Source organism: Pseudomonas sp. PS01270, assembly GCF_029959775.1.
Lineage (GTDB): Bacteria > Pseudomonadota > Gammaproteobacteria > Pseudomonadales > Pseudomonadaceae > Aquipseudomonas > Aquipseudomonas atacamensis.
This window is the reverse complement of sequence record NZ_JASCPT010000111.1, coordinates 1-17,482: the sequence shown is the minus strand read 5'-3', so window position 1 is coordinate 17,482 and position 17,482 is coordinate 1. Positions and strand designations below refer to the sequence as shown.

The 17,482-nt window shown below is 62.1% G+C and carries 17 protein-coding genes; 8 read left to right on the top strand and 9 right to left on the bottom strand.

The features are described from left to right. Positions 1–117: 117 nt before the first annotated feature. The 3 genes from QMX86_RS22590 to QMX86_RS22580 all read right to left on the bottom strand — a co-directional run bounded on the left by QMX86_RS22590 (position 118) and on the right by QMX86_RS22580 (position 3,012). Complete coding sequence (locus QMX86_RS22590; RefSeq protein ID WP_282386640.1) at positions 118–1,017, bottom strand: bestrophin family protein; 900 nt, start codon at positions 1,015–1,017, stop codon at positions 118–120. Positions 1,018–1,042: 25 nt separating this feature from the next. After that, entirely contained in the window at positions 1,043–2,041 is a 999-nt protein-coding gene (moaA, locus tag QMX86_RS22585) for a GTP 3',8-cyclase MoaA (RefSeq protein ID WP_016775169.1), read from the bottom strand. Positions 2,042–2,160: 119 nt separating this feature from the next. Continuing rightward, on the bottom strand, positions 2,161–3,012 hold the full coding sequence (locus tag QMX86_RS22580; RefSeq protein ID WP_073471223.1) for a CAP domain-containing protein: 852 nt from the start codon (positions 3,010–3,012) through the stop codon (positions 2,161–2,163). A gap of 198 nt (positions 3,013–3,210) precedes the next feature. Between QMX86_RS22580 and QMX86_RS22575 the strand changes: the two genes are divergently transcribed. Further along, a complete protein-coding gene (locus QMX86_RS22575; protein WP_130929693.1) occupies positions 3,211–3,831 on the top strand; it encodes a cell wall hydrolase in 621 nt (206 codons plus the stop codon). Here QMX86_RS22575 and QMX86_RS22570 read toward each other — a convergent pair. Continuing rightward, positions 3,828–4,541, bottom strand: coding sequence for a murein L,D-transpeptidase catalytic domain family protein (locus QMX86_RS22570; RefSeq protein WP_016775166.1), 714 nt, complete (start codon positions 4,539–4,541; stop codon positions 3,828–3,830). The two genes, QMX86_RS22575 and QMX86_RS22570, sit on opposite strands and share 4 nt — an antisense overlap. A gap of 152 nt (positions 4,542–4,693) precedes the next feature. Here QMX86_RS22570 and QMX86_RS22565 point away from each other — a divergent pair, with 152 nt between their 5' ends. Beyond that, complete coding sequence (locus tag QMX86_RS22565; RefSeq protein ID WP_282386644.1) at positions 4,694–6,310, top strand: L,D-transpeptidase family protein; 1,617 nt, start codon at positions 4,694–4,696, stop codon at positions 6,308–6,310. Between the two features lie 110 nt (positions 6,311–6,420). Here QMX86_RS22565 and QMX86_RS22560 read toward each other — a convergent pair whose 3' ends face one another. The 4 genes from QMX86_RS22560 to QMX86_RS22545 form a co-directional block, all read right to left on the bottom strand. Next, positions 6,421–7,263: an NAD-dependent protein deacetylase gene (locus QMX86_RS22560; RefSeq protein ID WP_282386645.1), complete on the bottom strand. Its 843-nt coding sequence runs from the start codon at positions 7,261–7,263 to the stop codon at positions 6,421–6,423. Between the two features lie 54 nt (positions 7,264–7,317). Next, positions 7,318–8,364 carry a class I SAM-dependent methyltransferase gene (locus QMX86_RS22555; protein WP_206421963.1) on the bottom strand — a complete coding sequence of 349 codons (1,047 nt, stop codon included), beginning with the start codon at positions 8,362–8,364 and terminating at the stop codon, positions 7,318–7,320. Between the two features lie 150 nt (positions 8,365–8,514). Next, a complete protein-coding gene (locus tag QMX86_RS22550) occupies positions 8,515–9,825 on the bottom strand; it encodes an ATP-binding protein (RefSeq protein WP_071172820.1) in 1,311 nt (436 codons plus the stop codon). Next, positions 9,822–10,562, bottom strand: a complete 741-nt coding sequence (locus tag QMX86_RS22545) for a response regulator (RefSeq protein ID WP_039762337.1) — start codon at positions 10,560–10,562, stop codon at positions 9,822–9,824. The genes QMX86_RS22550 and QMX86_RS22545 overlap by 4 nt, the downstream gene beginning before the upstream one ends. 297 nt (positions 10,563–10,859) lie before the next feature. Between QMX86_RS22545 and QMX86_RS22540 the strand changes: the two genes are divergently transcribed. The 4 genes from QMX86_RS22540 to QMX86_RS22525 all read left to right on the top strand — a co-directional run bounded on the left by QMX86_RS22540 (position 10,860) and on the right by QMX86_RS22525 (position 13,855). Continuing rightward, positions 10,860–11,123, top strand: a complete 264-nt coding sequence (locus tag QMX86_RS22540) for a DUF2790 domain-containing protein (protein WP_016775158.1) — start codon at positions 10,860–10,862, stop codon at positions 11,121–11,123. Positions 11,124–11,156: 33 nt separating this feature from the next. Further along, positions 11,157–11,579, top strand: coding sequence for a hypothetical protein (locus tag QMX86_RS22535; RefSeq protein WP_073471218.1), 423 nt, complete (start codon positions 11,157–11,159; stop codon positions 11,577–11,579). An 88-nt stretch (positions 11,580–11,667) separates the two neighbouring features. Further along, complete coding sequence (locus QMX86_RS22530) at positions 11,668–12,879, top strand: cytochrome c biogenesis protein DipZ (RefSeq protein ID WP_123442202.1); 1,212 nt, start codon at positions 11,668–11,670, stop codon at positions 12,877–12,879. Between the two features lie 163 nt (positions 12,880–13,042). Then, complete coding sequence (locus QMX86_RS22525) at positions 13,043–13,855, top strand: class I SAM-dependent methyltransferase (RefSeq protein WP_282385064.1); 813 nt, start codon at positions 13,043–13,045, stop codon at positions 13,853–13,855. Positions 13,856–13,995: 140 nt separating this feature from the next. Here QMX86_RS22525 and pcsA read toward each other — a convergent pair whose 3' ends face one another. Beyond that, the gene (gene pcsA / locus QMX86_RS22520; RefSeq protein ID WP_281119777.1) at positions 13,996–14,712 is read right to left on the bottom strand and encodes a phosphatidylcholine synthase; all 717 of its coding nucleotides are present in this window, start codon (positions 14,710–14,712) and stop codon (positions 13,996–13,998) included. A 259-nt stretch (positions 14,713–14,971) separates the two neighbouring features. On the opposite strand from pcsA, the gene QMX86_RS22515 reads away from it, so the two are divergent. Continuing rightward, a complete protein-coding gene (locus tag QMX86_RS22515) occupies positions 14,972–15,709 on the top strand; it encodes a tellurite resistance TerB family protein (RefSeq protein ID WP_282385060.1) in 738 nt (245 codons plus the stop codon). Positions 15,710–15,841: 132 nt separating this feature from the next. Continuing rightward, positions 15,842–17,482 (top strand): non-homologous end-joining DNA ligase (gene ligD / locus QMX86_RS22510; RefSeq protein ID WP_282390412.1); only part of this gene is annotated, 1,641 nt, incomplete at its 3' end.

The window sequence follows — 17,482 nt, the reverse complement described above, 5'->3', positions numbered from 1 at the left end:
TTTTCGCGAGCAGGCTCGCGCCCACAGGAGAGTGCATTTCAACTGTGGGAGCGAGCCTGCTCGCGAATGGCAGCACCTCGATCCAGAGTCAACACGCCGAGCCCGCCGCTGCGCCATTCAGCGCAGCACGTAATCGTCCGGCTCTGGCGCGGGCGGCAACGGCGAGACGCCGAGTTCGTAAAGCACATCGCGCTCCAGGGTACGCACCAGCGCATCGGTCGGCAGATCGTTTTCATCGCGGCCGAACGGGTCTTCGAGTTCATCGGCAATCGCGTCGAAGCCGAAAAAGGTGTAGCTGACAATCGCCGTGAACAGCGGCGTCAACCATCCCAGCGATTGCGCCATGGCGAAGGGCAGCAACAGGCAGAACAGGTAGATGGTGCGGTGCAGCAGCAGGGTGTAAGGGAAGGGCAGTGGCGTGTTCTTGATCCTGTCGCACACGGCCTGGGCCTGGCTCAGGCAGGTCAGGTGATTGGCCAGCAATTGATAACGCCATGGCGACAGCACACCGGCCGTTTCCAGCTCGGAACACTGGCGCCCGACCTGATGAAGGATCTGTCCGCAGTGATCCGGCGCCGCCCCATCGATCGGCGGGCTGACCCAGTCGGCACTGGTCTGCTCCTCACTGTCTCCACGCAACCGCGCATTCAGCGCGTGGGCGAAACCGCACAGGTTGCGCAACAGTTGTCCACGCAGGCGCGTGTCATCGATGCCTTGGGTTTCGCGCATCACCGCGCGCACCCGCAACAGCACCTCGCCCCAGGCCTTGCGGCCCTCGTACCAACGGTCGTAACAAGCGTTGTTGCGAAAGCTCAGGAAGATCGACAGCGACAGGCCGAGCAGGGTGAACGGTGTCGAATTGATCTGGGCGAAGTAGCTCGGCACCAGAAGTTCGATCAGCACAATCGCCGCCGCCAGCAGTGTCAGCATCAAGGTGCGCACGACGATGCGTTTGGCGATCGAGCCTCGGAGGGTGAACAGCACGGCGAACTGATTGGGTCTCGGTCTGACGATCATCTCGCGGTCCCGGTTGCGCGGCGGATCAGCCGCCGGTCATGTTCATGAAACGCACCACTTGCACGTCGTCGTTGACTTCGAAGTTGTGTCGATACGGCTTGAGTTTCATCGCCTCGATGATCGCGTTTTCCAGACGTTCCGGGTGGCCCGGATGGGCGCGCAACACCGCTTTGAGGTCCATCGAATGCTCGTTGCCCAGGCACAGCAGCAAGCGACCTTCGACGGTCAGGCGCACGCGGTTGCAGGTACCGCAGAAGTTATGGCTGTGCGGTGAAATGAAGCCCAGGCGAATGTTCGGCGCTTCGGCCACGCGCCAGTAGCGCGACGGCCCTTGCGTCGATTCGGTCGAGTCGATCAGGGTAAAGCGTTCGGCGATGCGTTCGCGTACTTGCGCGCTGGAGTAGAAGGACTCGGCGCGGCTGTGTTCGGCGATCGCGCCCAGCGGCATCTCTTCGATGAAGGAAATATCCAGATCACGCTCGATGGCGAAACTGACCAGATCGTTGATCTCGTGATCGTTGCGGCCCTGCATCACCACGCAATTGAGTTTGGTACGGGTGAAACCGGCGGCACGCGCGGCATCGATGCCGTCGATGACCTGCGCCAGATCGCCGGTACGGGTCAGCTCTTTGAAGCGCTGCGGATCGAGACTGTCGAGGCTGATGTTCAGGCGCTTGACCCCGGCGTCGAACAGCGGCTGGGCCAGTCGGCCCAATTGTGAGCCGTTGGTGGTCAGGCACAGTTCGCGCAGGCCGGGCAGGGCGGCGATCTGTTCGCAAAGTTGCACGACACCAGGCCGGATCAGCGGCTCGCCACCCGTGAGGCGGATCTTGCGCGTGCCGAGGGCGACGAAACTTTGCGCCACCTGGAACAGCTCTTCGAGGGTGAGGATCTGCTGGCGCGGCAGGAACTGCATGTCCTCGGCCATGCAATAGACGCAGCGAAAATCGCAGCGGTCGGTGACCGACAGACGCAGATAATCCACGCGGCGGTTGTGACCATCGATCAATTCACGCTGTGTCATGGGCTCGCCTCGTGGATGTGGAGCGCCGTCAGCGGGCGCAGATCGCGCAGGGTAGGCTGCGCTCGCCACGCCGTCCAATCACTCTGGCTGACCGAGTGATTGACGGCGTCGATGATGCCTTACGGTGCGCCAAACATTGCCGTCCAGTAAATGCCGGCGTTGCTTTTCGGATCGGTCGCGTAGGCGGCGCCCAGTTCCTGATATTGCGGATTCATCAGATTGGCGCAATGCCCGGGGCTGGCGAGCCAGCCGTCGACGACCTTGCCGACGGTGTCTTGCCCGGCGGCGATGTTCTCGCCGACCAGTTGCCCACTGTAACCGGACAGCTCGGCGCGGTCGCCCGGCGTGCGGCCGTCGCGGTCCTTGTGGTCGAGGTAGTTATTGTTGGCCATGTCGCGGCTGTGATCCTGAGCGACCGTGCCCAGCGTGGCATTCCACGCCAGCGGTGCTGCCGCCGCGAAGGACTGGCCGCCGCACTGGCGCGCCTGGCCGCGCGCGGTATTGAGTTGCGCCAGCAGCTTTTGCCCTTCGCTTTGTGCATCGCCGAGTTTCGCCCTCAGCAACGGCCGCGCGAGAACGATGCGCCAGTCGCGGTCGACACGGTTGACGCCGATATCGACGAACTGCGGATCGAGCACCACCTTACAGAAGCTTTCCTTGATCGCCTGCATCGCCGCCGCTGCATCGCGCGGGCCGTTGAGGGTGATCGCCTGCACGTTGACCATCGGGTACTGGGCGCTGGTCATGGCCTGCTGCAGATCGACCGCGCCGCTGGCGGGCAGGCGCAGACGTGGATCGGCCGACAGCGGTGGCAACTCGTTCGATGCCTGCGTGCCGCAACGCTGCGGCTGGCTGCGATAGCTGTTGATCGACTCGATCAATTGCAGTTCATCGGCAGCCAGCGCCGAGGTGGCGAACACCACGCCCAGCGACAGTGCGGCACAACGCAAAACGGACGGCATGAAGCGCATGGAAATCTCCCTTGAGCTGAATGCGCCCATGATGCGCGAAAGGCCCCCGGTGAGTGAATGTGTTTTTCTTTGCGGCGGATTTTTTTCTGCGCTGGTGTGCCCGCGCATTTGCTCGCTACACTCTGCGAAGACCCCGCAAACCGGGCGTCTCACCGACGTAACATCTTGCCCCGGGCGGGCGCTGACGGAAGAATCGACATGGGATCGAAAGGCTTGGCGGGAGGTTTGTTGTGGATCTTTCTGACCGGCGCAGCATGGGCCGGGGCGCAGGCGCCGATCGAGGCCAAGGCCGAACAGAAAGCCGAGGTGCTCGAAGAGAAAGCGGCAGACAAAGTCAGCGCCGCGCCGGCGCCGAAATCCGAGGCGATCACCCCGACCGAAGCGCAGGCGGTGGACCCGGCCGGCGCCGCGCCGCTGGACGATCCGCTGACCTGTCTCGCGCGCAGTATCTATTGGGAAGCCAAGGGCAAGGACACCCCGGAAATGGAAGCCGTCGCCAGTGTGGTGATGAATCGCCTCGGCCACGACGGCTTTCCCGACACGGTGTGCGCGGTGGTCAAGCAAGGATCTGAAAGCGGCAATTGCCAGTTTTCCTGGTGGTGCGATGGCAGGCCCGATCAGGTCAAGGAAGACGCCGAATACGCGCTGGCCAAGGAAATCGCCGGCAAGGCGTTGAACCGTCAGCTCAAGGACCGCACGCGCGGTGCCCTGTATTTTCATGATCGCGGCGTGCATCCGAGCTGGGCCAAGGCCTATCGCAACACGGCGCAGACCGGCAGGTTCCTGTTCTACAAACCCGCCGGGGGCGACGCGCGTTAACTGGCGTGGGTGTTGAGAATGCTCGCCACCTGCTGCGGCTGGCAGTTCAGGTACGGTGACTTCTGCAACCAGCGTTGATCCGGATACCAGGAAAACATGAACTGGCCGTTCTTCAGGCGATCGATCACCTGTTTGGCGATCTGCGGCCGTACGGCGGGGCAACCCTGACTGCGGCCGATACGCCCCTGACGCTTGCTCCACAGCGGGTTCACGTAACTGGCGGCATGAATCACGATCGCGCGATCACGGGCCAGATCATTGAAACCGGGCTCCAGACCATCCATGCGCAGCGAATAGCCGTGAGTACCTTCGTAGCTTTCCTGAGTGCGGAACAGACCGAGGCTGGACTGATAACTGCCTTCGCGATTGGAAAACTGCGTGGCGAAGTTTTCCCCGGAGTTGGAACCGTGGGCAACCAGATCACGCAGCACCAGTTTCTTTTTGCTCAGATCGAAGATCCACAGGCGGCGTTCGGTGGACGGTTGCGAATAATCGATGATCGCCAGATGCCGCGAGGGTTTCGCGCCATTGTTGACCGCGCATTGCATGGCGTTCAATGCACCTTTGAGCGCCTGGGGATTGAGTTCCGGCGCGGCGTGGGCGAGGCTGTTGTAGAGAACCGGCGATGGCTTGCCGGCGGCAAATACTGGGCTGGTCACGGCGACAAGGGTCGCGGTGCTCAACAGAAGTCGGCGCAAAAACGTCAACATTTTATAAAGTGTCCTCAACTTGCTACATAAACGGCACTTTGGCTCCTGACTCCCAGTCAATACCCGCAGGCTCGCGGTTCGAGCCTGACTGTTCAGCGCACCTGATGTAAGGTTGACCGTCATCTGGACGGCCATGGATTGGAGTAAAGCAGTTGTTCAAAAAGTACGCATGCTACTTGAGCATTTGTTTGCTCGCTGCGCCGTTTGTCGCTTGCGCCGATGAGCCGCTGCCCCCGCTCGAAACCCTGCCGACGCCGGAAACGCAATTGCCGGTCGAGCCGCGCAGCCCGTTGCAGGCGGTTTTGATCAGCCTGGCGCAGTCGTGCCCGGCCATTGCTCCGCGCCTTAATGGCCCGGCGTTGAGCCAGTTGCAGGCGTTTTATGAACAGCAGGACTGGATGCCGGTGTGGGCGAGTGAGTCGGCACGCTTGCCGGCATTGCGCGCGCAGTTGCAACTGTTGGCCGATGATGGGTTGAATCCGAATCGCTATGCGGTCGCGACGACACCGCCGCAGGATGGCGAGCTGTGCGCCGACATCGACATCAGCCGCAACTACCTGCAGGCCTTGCAGGATCTGCGTTACGGCCGTCTGTTGCAATCGCATTTCGAACCGCTGTGGCGTGTCGACGGCCCGCCGACCGACCGTCAGGCGCAATTGCTCAGCATTGCCGTGCCGGGCATGAACGATATTGCTGCGGCGTTCGACCTGGCGCGTCCGCATCTGCCGCAATATCAGAGCCTGCGTCAGCTGTATGCCGCGCAACGCTTGCAAGCCTTGCCGCAATGGCAGCCAGTGGGCAGCGGCCCGTTGCTGCGCCCGGCGATGGAAGACCCGCGCGTGCCGGAACTCGCCCGACGGTTGTATAGCGAAGGCTACTTGGCACACGCGCTGGTGACGCCGGGCAACGCCTACGATGACGCGCTGGTGGAAGCAGTGAAGCACTTTCAGGCCAGCCATTCGTTGCAGGCTGACGGCGTGGTCGGGCCGGGCACCATTGCCGAGCTGAACATCAGCCCGCTGACCCGCCGCGATCAGTTGCGCGTCAATCTGGAACGTTTCCGCTGGATGGCCCAGGACATGGAGCCCAGTGGTCTGGTGGTGAATGTCGCGGCCGCTGAGCTTACGCTGTATCAGAGCGGTCAACCGGTGTGGCAGACCCGCACCCAGGTCGGCCGCGCCGAACGCCAGACGCCGCTGCTCAAATCCCGCGTCACCCGCCTGACGCTGAATCCGACCTGGACCGTACCGCCGACCATCTGGAAGGAAGACAAACTGCCGGAAATTCGCAAGGACCAGACTTTCCTCAGCCGCCAGAACCTGCAAGTGCTCGATGCCAACGGCCAGCCTCTGGCAGCGGCCGATATCGACTGGGACAACCCGGGCAACATCCTCCTGCGTCAGGACGCCGGCCCGCGCAATCCGCTGGGGCAAATGGTCATCCGTTTCCCCAACCCGTTCTCGGTCTACCTGCACGACACGCCGAGCAAGGCGCTGTTTGAAAAAGGCCCACGGGCGTTCAGCTCCGGTTGCGTGCGGGTCGAACACCCGCTGCAACTGCGCGATCTGCTGCTGTCCCCGGCGGAAAAAGCTCGCACCGAGACTTTGCTGGCAACCGGCACCACCCATGAATTTCGCCTGTCGGCGCCGGTGCCGATCCTGATGACCTACTGGACGGCGCAAGTCGACAGCAGCGGCCATGTGCGTTATGCGCCGGACATCTACAGCCACGACAGCGCATTGCTGGCGGGGCTGGATCGGGCGCACTAAGCAAGAACACTTCGATCAGTTCCCTCTCCCTCGGGAGAGGGCCAGGGAGAGGGCCAGGGTGAGGGCCAGGGTGAGGGGAAAATCTCAAGTCGAGCGCAATACTCGAAAATTCACCGACCAAGCTCCTCCACCAACCACGGCAAAAGCTCCTCACACGAGCCTTCAATCTTCAAATCGAGCAGATCATCCGCCCGGGTCTTGCCCAGATTGATCGCCATCAACGGCTTGCCACGCTCGGCAATCACCCGACACAAGCGAAACGCCGAATACGCCATCAACGACGATCCCACCACCAGTAAACCCGCCGCCTTCTCGGCAGCGGCCAAGGCCCGTGCGGCTGTCGGTTGCGCCACGTTCTCGCCGAAGAACACCACATCCGGTTTCATCCGCTCACCCGCGCAATGCGGGCACCGGGGCACTTGAAACCGCGCTTCAAACGACGGATCCAGCAAGGTATCGCCATCCGGCGCCTGCACCGCATCAACACCACTCAGGTAGGGATTGTGTGTCTCCATCTGCTGCTGGATCGCGTCGCGCTCGCTGCGCTGCCCGCAATCCAGGCACAGCACTCGATGCAGGCTGCCGTGCAGTTCGATCACATCGTGGCTGCCGGCCTGATCGTGCAAGGTATCGACGTTCTGCGTGATCAAAGCGCTGATCCGGTCACGCTGCTGCAACGTCGCCAGCGCCTCATGCGCGGCATTCGGTCGGGCCTGACGCACGCGCGGCCAGCCGAGCATCGCTCGCGCCCAGTAGCGCCGGCGTGATTCCGGGGCGGCGAGAAACTCCTGATACATCATCGGCTGCCGCCCGCGACGCACGCCGTCACTGTCGCGATAGTCCGGAATGCCCGATGGCGTGCTGATGCCGGCGCCGGTCAATATCAGGAATTTATCGTCGGCCATGGCCTGCAACAGCGTATCGAGATGTTCGCGGATCGGGCTATCGAGCATGCTCAGCACTCCAGAATGGGCAGTGCCCGCAGGTTAGCACGCGATCCGCACGGGTTACTTGCGCGCCTCCAGAATCAAATTGAACGGCGTTTGCGTGGCGCGGCGGAACTGCTTGAACCCGGCCTCGACAAAGACTTTGCGCAGGCGCATTTCCCCAGCCTGCGCACCGAGCCCGAGGCCGACTTCCTGGGACAGCGAATTGGGCGTGCAGATAAACGTCGAGGCGGCGTAGAACAGGCGCCCGACCGCGTTGAGATTGTCGTCCAGTTTGTCGTTGGCGAACGGTTCGACCAGCAACACCGTGCCATCACCTTTCAGCGACTCATAAGCGTGGCGAGCGGCGCCGACCGGGTCGCCCATGTCGTGCAGGCAGTCGAAAAAGCAGATCAGGTCGTAGTCGCCGCCGGGATAGTTTTTCGCCGTGCCCTCGAAGAATCTGGCGCGGTTGCCCACGCCGCCTTCTTCGGCCCGTTGCGTGGCGACGGTGACTGACGGCGCATGGAAGTCAAAACCGACAAACTGCGATTTCGGAAACGCCTGGGCCATGATCACCGTCGAGGCGCCGTGGCCGCAGCCGATGTCGGCAACTTTGGCGCCGCGTTCCAGCTTCGCCACCACGCCGTCGAGCGCCGGCAGCCATTCGGCAATCAGGTGACCTTTGTAACCGGGGCGGAAGAAACGTTCGGTGCCGCTGAACATGCACGGATGGTGATCGCCCCACGACAAGGCGCCATTGCCGCGCATGGCCTTGACCAGTTTGTCCTTGTCATGGAAAAACGACGCCACCACGCCGAGACCGCCAGCGACGTAAACCGGCGAGTCCTCTACGGCCAGCGCCAGTGCCTGTTCTTCCGGCAAGCGAAACTGACCGTCAACGTGTTCCATATAGCCCGATGCGGCATGGGCGCTGAGCCATTCGCGTACCAGGCGCGGATTGCAGGTGGTTTTGGCAGCTAGGGCTTCGGGGCTGATCGGTTGGCTGTCGGCCATTGCCCGGTACAGACCGAGTTCTTCGCCGACAATGACATTGGCCAGCATCGCCGCGCCGCCCATGTCGTTGACCAGTTTGCCCATGAATTCGTTGAGCTTCGCCTCATTCATCACGTGTGCTCCTGAAACAGGATCACCGTCCGGCGGCGTTGAGTGTCGAGGCAGGCGCCACCGGGCGGTGGTCACGGATTGGGGCAGGGCACAGCAGACGTCCTGCGGCCCCCTCGACTGGGTAATGAATGAGTCTAGTCGGTGTTTTTCTCAGCGTGGCAGCGGCAACTTCAGTTCAGCGCACAACCCGCCACCTTCACGATTGCTCAACAGCAGCGAGCCACCCAGCGCCAACGCCAATTGCTGGGCGATCGCCAACCCGAGCCCGGTGCCGCCGGTGTCACGATTGCGCGAGTTTTCCACGCGATAGAACGGTTCCAGCACCTGCGCCAACTCGGCCTCGGCGATGCCCGGGCCGCGATCGAGGACTTTCACCGACAGGCTGTTGCCCTGCGCTTCGACTTGCAGCTGGGCGGCGCCGGCGAATTTCAGGGCGTTGTCGGTCAGGTTTACCAGCACCCGGCGCAGGGCCTGCGGACGGGTTTCGATTACCGCTTTGCTTTTGCCGCCGAGCTGCACGTCCTTGCCCATGTCCTGATAGTCGAAGACCAGGCTGTCGAGGAACGAGTCAAGATCGGTACGCCGGCTTTCTTCGGTGGCGCCGTGAACGCTGCGGGCGTAGGCCACGCCTTCGCGCACCAGATGTTCGATCTCGCCCAGGTCGCTGCTCAGTTTGTCTTTCTCGACCGAGTCGTCCATGAATTCTGCGCGCAGTTTCATCCGGGTGATCGGCGTTTGCAGGTCGTGGGAAATCGCCGCGAGCAGTTGCATGCGTTCTTTCAAGTAGGCGGCGATGCGCGTTTGCATGGCGTTGAACGCCCGCGCGGCGTGAACCACTTCGGTCGGCCCTTGCTCGTCGAGCTTGATCGGATGAGCGTTGGGGTCGAGGGTTTCCACCGCGTTGGCGAGGCGGGTGAGGGGACGGATGGCAATGCGCACGGCGAGCCAGGTGCAGAGGATCAGCAACGCCAGTTGGCCGAGCAGCACCACCGGCAACCACGGCGACAACGGCACCATCGCCGGACGGATATCGATGGTCACCGGGCTGCCGTCGCTCAGGCGCAAGTGGCCCTGGAAATGTTGTCTCGGACCGCCGGGAACTTCGGTAAACACGATGGGATAAGTGTCGCCGATGGCCGCCGTAATCGAGGCAATCGCGACGGACTTTTCAGCCGAGGTCACCGGCATGCCCGGTTCGCCCTCGTTGAGCAGGTAGCCGTAATTGCGCCGGGCCAGACGCGGCAGCCAGGCCTCGCGTTCGGCGGCGGGCAGGCGATCGAGGATCGCCATCGACGTCGAGACGTCGGTTTCGAGGTTGCCGAGCATGGTGCTTTTCGCGCTCTGGTAACGCTCGTAATACTGCGCGCCGAACGACAGGCCCTGCGCCAGAATCAGCCCGATCAGGAAAATAAGCGACAGGCGCGAGGCGAGGGTGCGCGGCCATTGCAGCTTGAGTTTCATGCCGACGCCCCGAGCAGTTCGACCGGCAGCGAAAACACATAACCTTCACTGCGCACGGTCTTGATATAGGCCGGCTCGCGAGCATCGTCCAGCAGGCGTTGACGCAGGCGACTGACCAGCAGATCGATGGAGCGGTCGAACAGATCGGCCTCGCGGCCCTGGGTCAGGTTGAGCAGTTGATCGCGGCTGAGCACCCGTTGCGGATGGTCGAGGAACACCCGCAGCAGGCGGTATTCGGCACCGCTGAGGGCAACCATGGTGCCGTCGCTGTCGAGCAGGTGGCGGGCCGAGGTGTCCAGCTGCCAACGACCGAACGCCAGCAGGCGTCCGGCTTCGGTGACGACCAGATTCGGCGGCAACATACGCGTGCGGCGCAACACGGCGTTGATCCGCGCCAGCAGCTCGCGGGCGGCGAAAGGTTTGGTCAGGTAATCGTCAGCGCCCATTTCCAGACCGATGATGCGGTCGGTCTCATCGTTGCGCGCGGTGAGCATCAGCACCGGCGTCGCCTTGTGTTTGCCCACGCGCAATTCGCGGCACAGCTGCAGGCCATCGTCGCCGGGCATCATGATGTCGAGCACGATCAGGTCGACGGTGTTGGCATCAAGGAAGCTGCGCATCTGCCGGCCATCGGCGACCACTGTTGTGCGCAGGCCGTTCTTCTTCAGGTAGTTGCCTACCAGTTCACGGATCTCGCGATCGTCGTCGACGATGAGAATGTGATCGACATGTTCCATCGGTTCAAGCCTCTGTCAAAGGGGGAATGCCGTGCAGTCTATAGCGCCGTAGACCGCACGCCTGCCTGCCTTTGTATTGCAGTGTATCTGCCGCAGCGGCGGATACACACCGACGCAAAATCACGATTTTTTCGCGGTTTTGTATCGCTCTGTATCTACACGCTGCATGGATACACAACGAGTGATTCTCGTCCTTTCCTGACACAGACGCGATACCTCGAAGGCCTCAAATAGGCTCCATCGAGGCACACACAGACCGCCTCGGCTCAAACCCACTGAAGCCTTGAGGACTACACCATGAACAACAAATCCGTATTCGCCGCCTGCCTGTTCGCCGCTCTGAACATCTGCACCCTGTCGGCCCACGCCGAAGCTGACGTCAGCCGGCAAACCTACACCTACGGCACCCATCTGGATATCCAGAAAGTGCTGTCGATGACCGAAGACACCTCGGTGACCTGCGGCATCACCGAGGCGCGCATGACCTACCTCGATTCCGCCGGCAAAACCCGCGAGCTGGATTACAGCAAATTCGCTGACGGCTGCAACAACCAGAACTGAGTCATTCCTACTTTTTCTGCAAGGAGTTTTGCCATGAACAACGTCTCGCGCTTTCTGACCGCAGCAGCCTTCGCCTTCACCGGTGCCGCCGCCCACGCCAACAGTGCTGTGGAGCAGAGCAGTTGCGCCAGCAGCACCTGCTTCCAGCTGACCACCGTGGCGAAGGAGGGCAGCGATGCCTTGATCGCCGCTGACGGCTCCAGCCGCACACCGCAGGGGCAGATGGTCGCCGCTGATGGTTCCAGCCGCACACCGCAGGGCCAGATGGTTGCCGCTGATGGTTCCAGCCGCACACCGCAGGGGCAGATGGTTGCCGCTGACGGATCGAGCCGCACGCCGCAAGGCCAGATGGTCGCCGCTGATGGTTCCAGCCGTACACCGCAAGGCCAACTGGTCGCGGAAAACGGTGCCAGTCGTACGCCTCAAGGGCAGTTGCTCGACGGCCAGACTGCATGAGCCACGGCGTAAATAAAGCGAGCTAGCGAGGGGACGTTTCCCTCGCTGCCCGGTTGTGTGCCCAGCCCCCATTCCAAGGTGACCCCTTATGTACCTCATTGCATTTCTCGGCGGTCTGCTGACCGTTCTCAGTCCGTGCATCCTGCCGGTGGTGCCGTTTCTGTTCGCTGGCGCCAACCGTACCCGTTCCTCGATCTTCCTGACTCTCGCCGGCATGGCGCTGACCTTTGCGCTGATCTCCAGCCTCGCCGTGGTCAGCAGCGAGTGGGTGATCCAGGCCAGCAACACCGGCCGCCACGTCGCCTTGCTGGTCATGGCGCTGTTCGCCCTGTCGCTGATCTCGGCCCGCGTCGGTGACTGGCTGACCAGGCCGTTTGTCGCGCTTGGCAATCGTCTCGATCAGGACACGCGTAAACGTGCAGGACCGATGGGCTCGATCATGCTCGGTGTCGCCACCGGCCTGTTGTGGGCGCCCTGTGCCGGGCCGATCCTTGGGGTGATTCTGACCGGCGCAATGTTGCAAGGCGCCAATGCCCAGACCAGCCTGTTGCTGCTGGCTTACGGCGTCGGCAGTGCCTTGTCGCTGGGCACGTTGATCTTCGCCGGGCGCGGTCTGGTCAATCGGCTGAAACCGTCGATCCCGTTCAGCGGCTGGTTGCGCCGTGGTGCTGGGGTTGCGGTACTTGCTACGGTCGCGGTGATCTCGACGGGCGCCGACAAAACCCTGCTCGCCAACACCTCTTCCGAAGGCGTGGCCAGCGTCGAGAAAAACGTCCTGGAAAACGTGCCGAAAGTGGTCGACTACTTCGTCAGCAAGGTCCGCGCCGATTCGATGATGGACGAGGCCCGGGGTGCGATGCCGTCGCTGTCGGGCGCTGTGCAATGGCTCAATTCACCAGAGCTCAGTGCCGAATCCCTGCGCGGCAAAGTGGTGCTGGTGGACTTCTGGACCTACGACTGCATCAACTGTCAGCACACCCTGCCGTACGTCAAAGACTGGGCGAAGAAATACGAGAAGGACGGCCTGGTAGTGATCGGCGTGCACACCCCCGAATACGGCTACGAACGCATCATCAACAACGTCAAGGATCAGGTGAAAAAACTCGGCATCACCTACCCGGTCGCCATCGACAACGACTACGCGATCTGGCGCAACTTCGACAATCAATACTGGCCGGCGCATTACCTGATCGACGCCAAGGGCCAGATGCGTTACAGCCACTTCGGTGAAGGTCGCTATGCCGAGCAGGAGCAGATGATCAAGCAGTTGCTGGAGGAGGCCAAGGCACCGGCCGCCTGAGTGTTTCATGCGCTTGACAAATCTTCACCACTCATCGGCAAAGTGCCCGGTTTACGGGGTTGCCGGACGATTGACAGGGACGCCGGGCAGCCTCGGCGCGATAGTGACCAAGCACGGTCCGCGTCGCAGCCTGTGCTTTCTCTCTGCCACGGAGCTCGCTGTCATGAGTACCCCGATTGATCTCACTGCCCTGAAGGAACGTCAGAAAGTCGCTTGGGCCAGTGGCGACTACGCCGTGATCGGCACGACTTTGCAGATCGTCGGTGAAAGCCTCGCCGAGGCCTGCGATCTGCGCTGTGATGAACAGGTGCTGGATGTCGCCGCCGGTAACGGCAACGCCACCCTGGCAGCGGCGCGGCGCGGTTGTGTGGTGACCTCGACCGATTACGTCGCGGCACTGCTGGAGCGTGGTCAGGATCGCGCCCGGGCCGAACATCTGGAGGTGATTTTTCAGGTGGCCGATGCCGAGGCTTTGCCTTTTCCCAATGAAAGCTACGACGCTGTTTTGTCGACGTTCGGCGTGATGTTCGCGCCTGACCAGGTCAGCGCCGCTAATGAGCTGGGGCGAGTCTGTCGTCGGGGCGGGCGGATTGGTATGGCGAACTGGACGCCGGAGGGCTTCGTCGGGCAGATGTTCAAGATTCTCGGCCAGCATCTGCCGCCGCCAGCAGTGGCTCAGCCACCGTCGAACTGGGGCTCGGATGCGTGGCTGCACAAGCATTTCGATGACCGCGATTTTGTCGTGCGCGTGACCCGCAGCCACTTCAATTTCCGCTACCGCTCGGCGGCGCATTTCATTGACATCTTTCGCCACTGGTACGGGCCGGTGCACAAAGCTTTTGCGGTGTTGTCGGCGGAGGCCGGACAGGCGCTGGAGGAGGATCTGACGGAGCTGCTCAACCGATCGAATCGCGCCGGGGAGGCGTCGCTGGTGGTGCCGAGTGAGTATCTGGAGGTGGTGATTACCAAGCGCTAGTCCACATCGGATCTCCTGATCGATGAAGATCTCTGTGGGAGCGAGCTTGCTCGCGAAAGCGGTGTGCCAGCCAACCTTGATGTTGATGGAACCACCGCATTCGCGAGCAGGCTCACTCCCACAGGGGGATGTGCTTATTTCTAATGGCTGCGATCAAACCACTCCAGCGCCGTGCGCCAGATGCAGATCCCCAGGAAATAAGCCGACATCAGCAGCCACAAGCCCATCACCAGCGGGTTGATCACCGGGTGATTGAGCACCAGCGAAAGGCTGCACAACAGCCAGATCGCCGTCACCGCGATATTGATCGGCATGAAACGACGCACGCGAAACGGGTGCAGGAACTTCATCCGCGTCACGGTCAGCAGCGCCAGCCCGATCACGGTGAGAAAGGTAATCCAGGGCCCCGGACCAATGATGTACAAACACAACGCAACCACGTTCCAGGCCGCCGGGAAGCCGACAAAATAGTTGTCCTTGCTCTTCATGTTGACGTTGCAGAAACAGAACAGCGACGACACCAGAATCACCGACACCGTCAGCAACAGGGTGTAATCGGGCAGGGGAATGTAGCGGTAGATAAACAGTGCCGGGATGAATACATAAGTCAGGTAATCGATGACCAGATCAAGGATCGAACCGTCGAAACTCGGCAGCACCGATTGCACATTGACCTTGCGCGCCAGTGCGCCATCGAGGCCGTCGACGATCAGCGCTACGCCCAGCCACATCAGGCAATGGATCGGCTGGTTTTCCAGCAGCGCGAGGGTGGCAAGGAAGGCGGTCACCACGCCGGTCGCGGTAAAACCATGGGCGCCCCATGCTTTCAGCCTGGCGATGTGTACGGTTGATATCACGAGGGCGTTCTCCAGAAAGTGAAGCAAGCCGGTATCGCCCATCATCAGAAAGGGCGTCGGCAAACCGGGTCGGGTTGCAGCTATCGACCGGTTTGGCCGGGATAAGGTTCACCACCCTTGAATCTTAGCTGGCCGGCGAAAATTTTCTCGCGTGGCGATTCAACGGTGATCGGGCGTCAGCCCAACGGTGCTGGCGCTATGGCTGCGTCGGTCTATCGTTGCCTGACGCAATCGGGCCGTGGCCTCGGAGGATAACGTCATGAACACCAGCGATTTGCTTGAACAACTGCTCCGAGGCCAGGCCTCGGCAGGGCAACAACGCGGGGCTTCGGCCGGTGACGGCCTGGGCGGTTTACTTGGTGGCCTGTTGGGCGGCGGCGGTCAGTCCGGAACGGGTGGCGCGGCTGCTTCGGGTGGCCTCGGCGGCCTGGGAGGGTTACTCGGCGGCTTGCTCGGCGGTGGTGGCTTGGGAAGCGCCCTCGGTGGCGTTAGCAGAAGCCGTTCTGGCGGGACCAATTACGCCGCACTCGCTTCGCTGGGCATGATGGCCTACCAGGCGTACCAAGCCTGGCAACGCAGCCAGGCCAGCAAGGCGCCGCAAGATCTGCCACAAACCGCCGACCTGCTCGCCGGCCCGCAAATCGAAACCCACAGCCACGCGGTGCTGCGCGCCCTGATCGCCGCCGCCAAGGCTGACGGACGCATCGACGACGCAGAAAAGCATCTCATCAGCAGCGAAATCGGCAAACACACCGCCGACCCGCAGTTGCAACAATGGCTCGACGCCGAAGTCGCCAAACCGCTGGATCCCCGGGAAGTGGCGCAATCCGCTGACGGCGACCCGGCCGTAGCCGCCGAAATGTACCTGGCCAGCGTCATGCTGGTAGACGATCAACAGGACGCCGAACGCAGCTATCTCGATGAGCTGGCCGCAGCCTTACAGATCGATCCGGATCTGCAGGTGCATCTGGAACAGCAGGCGAAAGGGCAAGCCTGACCCGCTGTAAAAATCCCTGACACTCCCAGCCCCGGCCGCTCCATCCGTCCGGGGCTTTTTTACCTCGATTGAATTTTTCCGCCGCCGTGTCGCTCTTCTGCATAACAGAACCCGTCTGCCATCGGTGTGCTCATGAACAGGAACCTCGACGATTACAACCGCATGCGTGATTTTTCCGCGACGTCGGAGCCGGCCGCAGTCAAGCGCTCGGGCCGTAAGTCGGCCAAGGATCATGCCTTGCAGTTCTGCATCCAGAAGCACGACGCTTCGCACCTGCATTACGACTTTCGCCTCGAGCTCGACGGCGCCCTGAAGAGCTGGGCGGTGCCGAAGGGGCCGTCGCTGGACCCGTCGGTCAAGCGTCTGGCGATTCATGTCGAGGATCATCCGCTCGATTACGCGACGTTCGAAGGCAGCATTCCCGAGGGGCATTACGGCGCCGGTGATGTGATCGTCTGGGATCGCGGCGTGTGGATTCCGCTGGAGGATCCGCACAAGGCCTATGCCAAGGGGCGGCTCAAGTTCGAGCTGCAGGGCGAGAAGCTCGGCGGCGTGTGGAATCTGGTGCGCACGCACATGCCGGGCAAGAAAGAACAATGGTTCCTGATCAAGCATCAGGACAACGCCGCGCGACCGCAGGATGATTTCGACGTGCTGGTCGCCGAGCCCGACAGCGTGCTCAGCGAGCGCACGATTGTCGGCAAATCGGCGACTGCTGCCGATAAAGCCAAACCGGTAAAAAAGGCCCCGGCCAAGCCGCGCAAGCAGGCGTCCGGGCAGCTTACCGGCGCGCGCAAGGCCAAGTTGCCGGCACTGATCAAGCCGGAACTGGCGACGCTGGTCGACAGCGCACCCGAAGGGCAGTGGAGCTACGAGATCAAGTTCGACGGCTACCGGATCATGGCGCGGATTGATCACGATGAGGTGCAGCTGTTCACCCGCAATGGCCACGACTGGACGCACAAACTCCCGCAGCAGGCCAAGGCGCTGGCGTCATTGGGTCTGGAATCGGCGTGGCTGGACGGTGAAATGGTCGTGGCCAATGAGCAAGGCGTGCCGGATTTTCAGGCGTTGCAGAATGCTTTCGATGCCGGACGCAGCGGCAACATTGTTTATTACCTGTTCGACGTGCCGTATCTGAATGGCGTCGACCTGCGCGATGTGCCGGTGGAAGAACGCCGCGCCGCGCTGAGCACCATCCTCGGTGCGCAGAAAGAATCCTCAACGCTGCGCTTCTCCGAAGCCTTCGAAGAAACCCCGGATGCGCTGCTTAATAGCGCCTGCCAGATGCAGATGGAAGGCCTGATCGGCAAGCGGCTCGGCTCGCCTTACGTGTCGCGGCGCAGCGGCGACTGGATCAAGCTCAAATGCAAGCATCGCCAAGAATTCGTCATCGTCGGCTACACCGATCCAAAAGGCGCGCGCAGTGCTTTCGGCGCCTTGCTGCTCGGCCTGCACGACCGTGACAGCGGCGAGTTGCGCTATGCCGGCAAGGTCGGCACCGGGTTCAACGAAACCACATTGAAAAGCATCCTCGCCCAACTCAAGCCGTTGCAGACCAAAAGCGCCGCAGTGGTCAATCCGCCCAGCGGTTTCGAGGCCAAAGGTGTGCACTGGCTCAAACCCAAACTGCTGGCCGAAGTGGCATTCGCCGAGATGACCAAGGACGGCTCGGTGCGCCACGCCGTGTTCCATGGTTTGCGCGATGACAAACCGGCCAAGGACATTACCGAGGAGCGAGCGAAGCCTGTGAAAGCTGCCAAGTCCGAAAAG

Coding starts and splice junctions, on each gene's coding strand:
- QMX86_RS22590 (WP_282386640.1), bottom strand. CDS start 1,017: ATGATCGTCAGACCGAGACCCAATCAGTTCGCCGTGCTGTTCACCCTC.
- moaA (WP_016775169.1), bottom strand. CDS start 2,041: ATGACACAGCGTGAATTGATCGATGGTCACAACCGCCGCGTGGATTAT.
- QMX86_RS22580 (WP_073471223.1), bottom strand. CDS start 3,012: ATGCGCTTCATGCCGTCCGTTTTGCGTTGTGCCGCACTGTCGCTGGGC.
- QMX86_RS22575 (WP_130929693.1), top strand. CDS start 3,211: ATGGGATCGAAAGGCTTGGCGGGAGGTTTGTTGTGGATCTTTCTGACC.
- QMX86_RS22570 (WP_016775166.1), bottom strand. CDS start 4,541: ATGTTGACGTTTTTGCGCCGACTTCTGTTGAGCACCGCGACCCTTGTC.
- QMX86_RS22560 (WP_282386645.1), bottom strand. CDS start 7,263: ATGCTCGATAGCCCGATCCGCGAACATCTCGATACGCTGTTGCAGGCC.
- QMX86_RS22555 (WP_206421963.1), bottom strand. CDS start 8,364: ATGAATGAGGCGAAGCTCAACGAATTCATGGGCAAACTGGTCAACGAC.
- QMX86_RS22550 (WP_071172820.1), bottom strand. CDS start 9,825: ATGAAACTCAAGCTGCAATGGCCGCGCACCCTCGCCTCGCGCCTGTCG.
- QMX86_RS22545 (WP_039762337.1), bottom strand. CDS start 10,562: ATGGAACATGTCGATCACATTCTCATCGTCGACGACGATCGCGAGATC.
- QMX86_RS22540 (WP_016775158.1), top strand. CDS start 10,860: ATGAACAACAAATCCGTATTCGCCGCCTGCCTGTTCGCCGCTCTGAAC.
- QMX86_RS22535 (WP_073471218.1), top strand. CDS start 11,157: ATGAACAACGTCTCGCGCTTTCTGACCGCAGCAGCCTTCGCCTTCACC.
- QMX86_RS22530 (WP_123442202.1), top strand. CDS start 11,668: ATGTACCTCATTGCATTTCTCGGCGGTCTGCTGACCGTTCTCAGTCCG.
- QMX86_RS22525 (WP_282385064.1), top strand. CDS start 13,043: ATGAGTACCCCGATTGATCTCACTGCCCTGAAGGAACGTCAGAAAGTC.
- QMX86_RS22515 (WP_282385060.1), top strand. CDS start 14,972: ATGAACACCAGCGATTTGCTTGAACAACTGCTCCGAGGCCAGGCCTCG.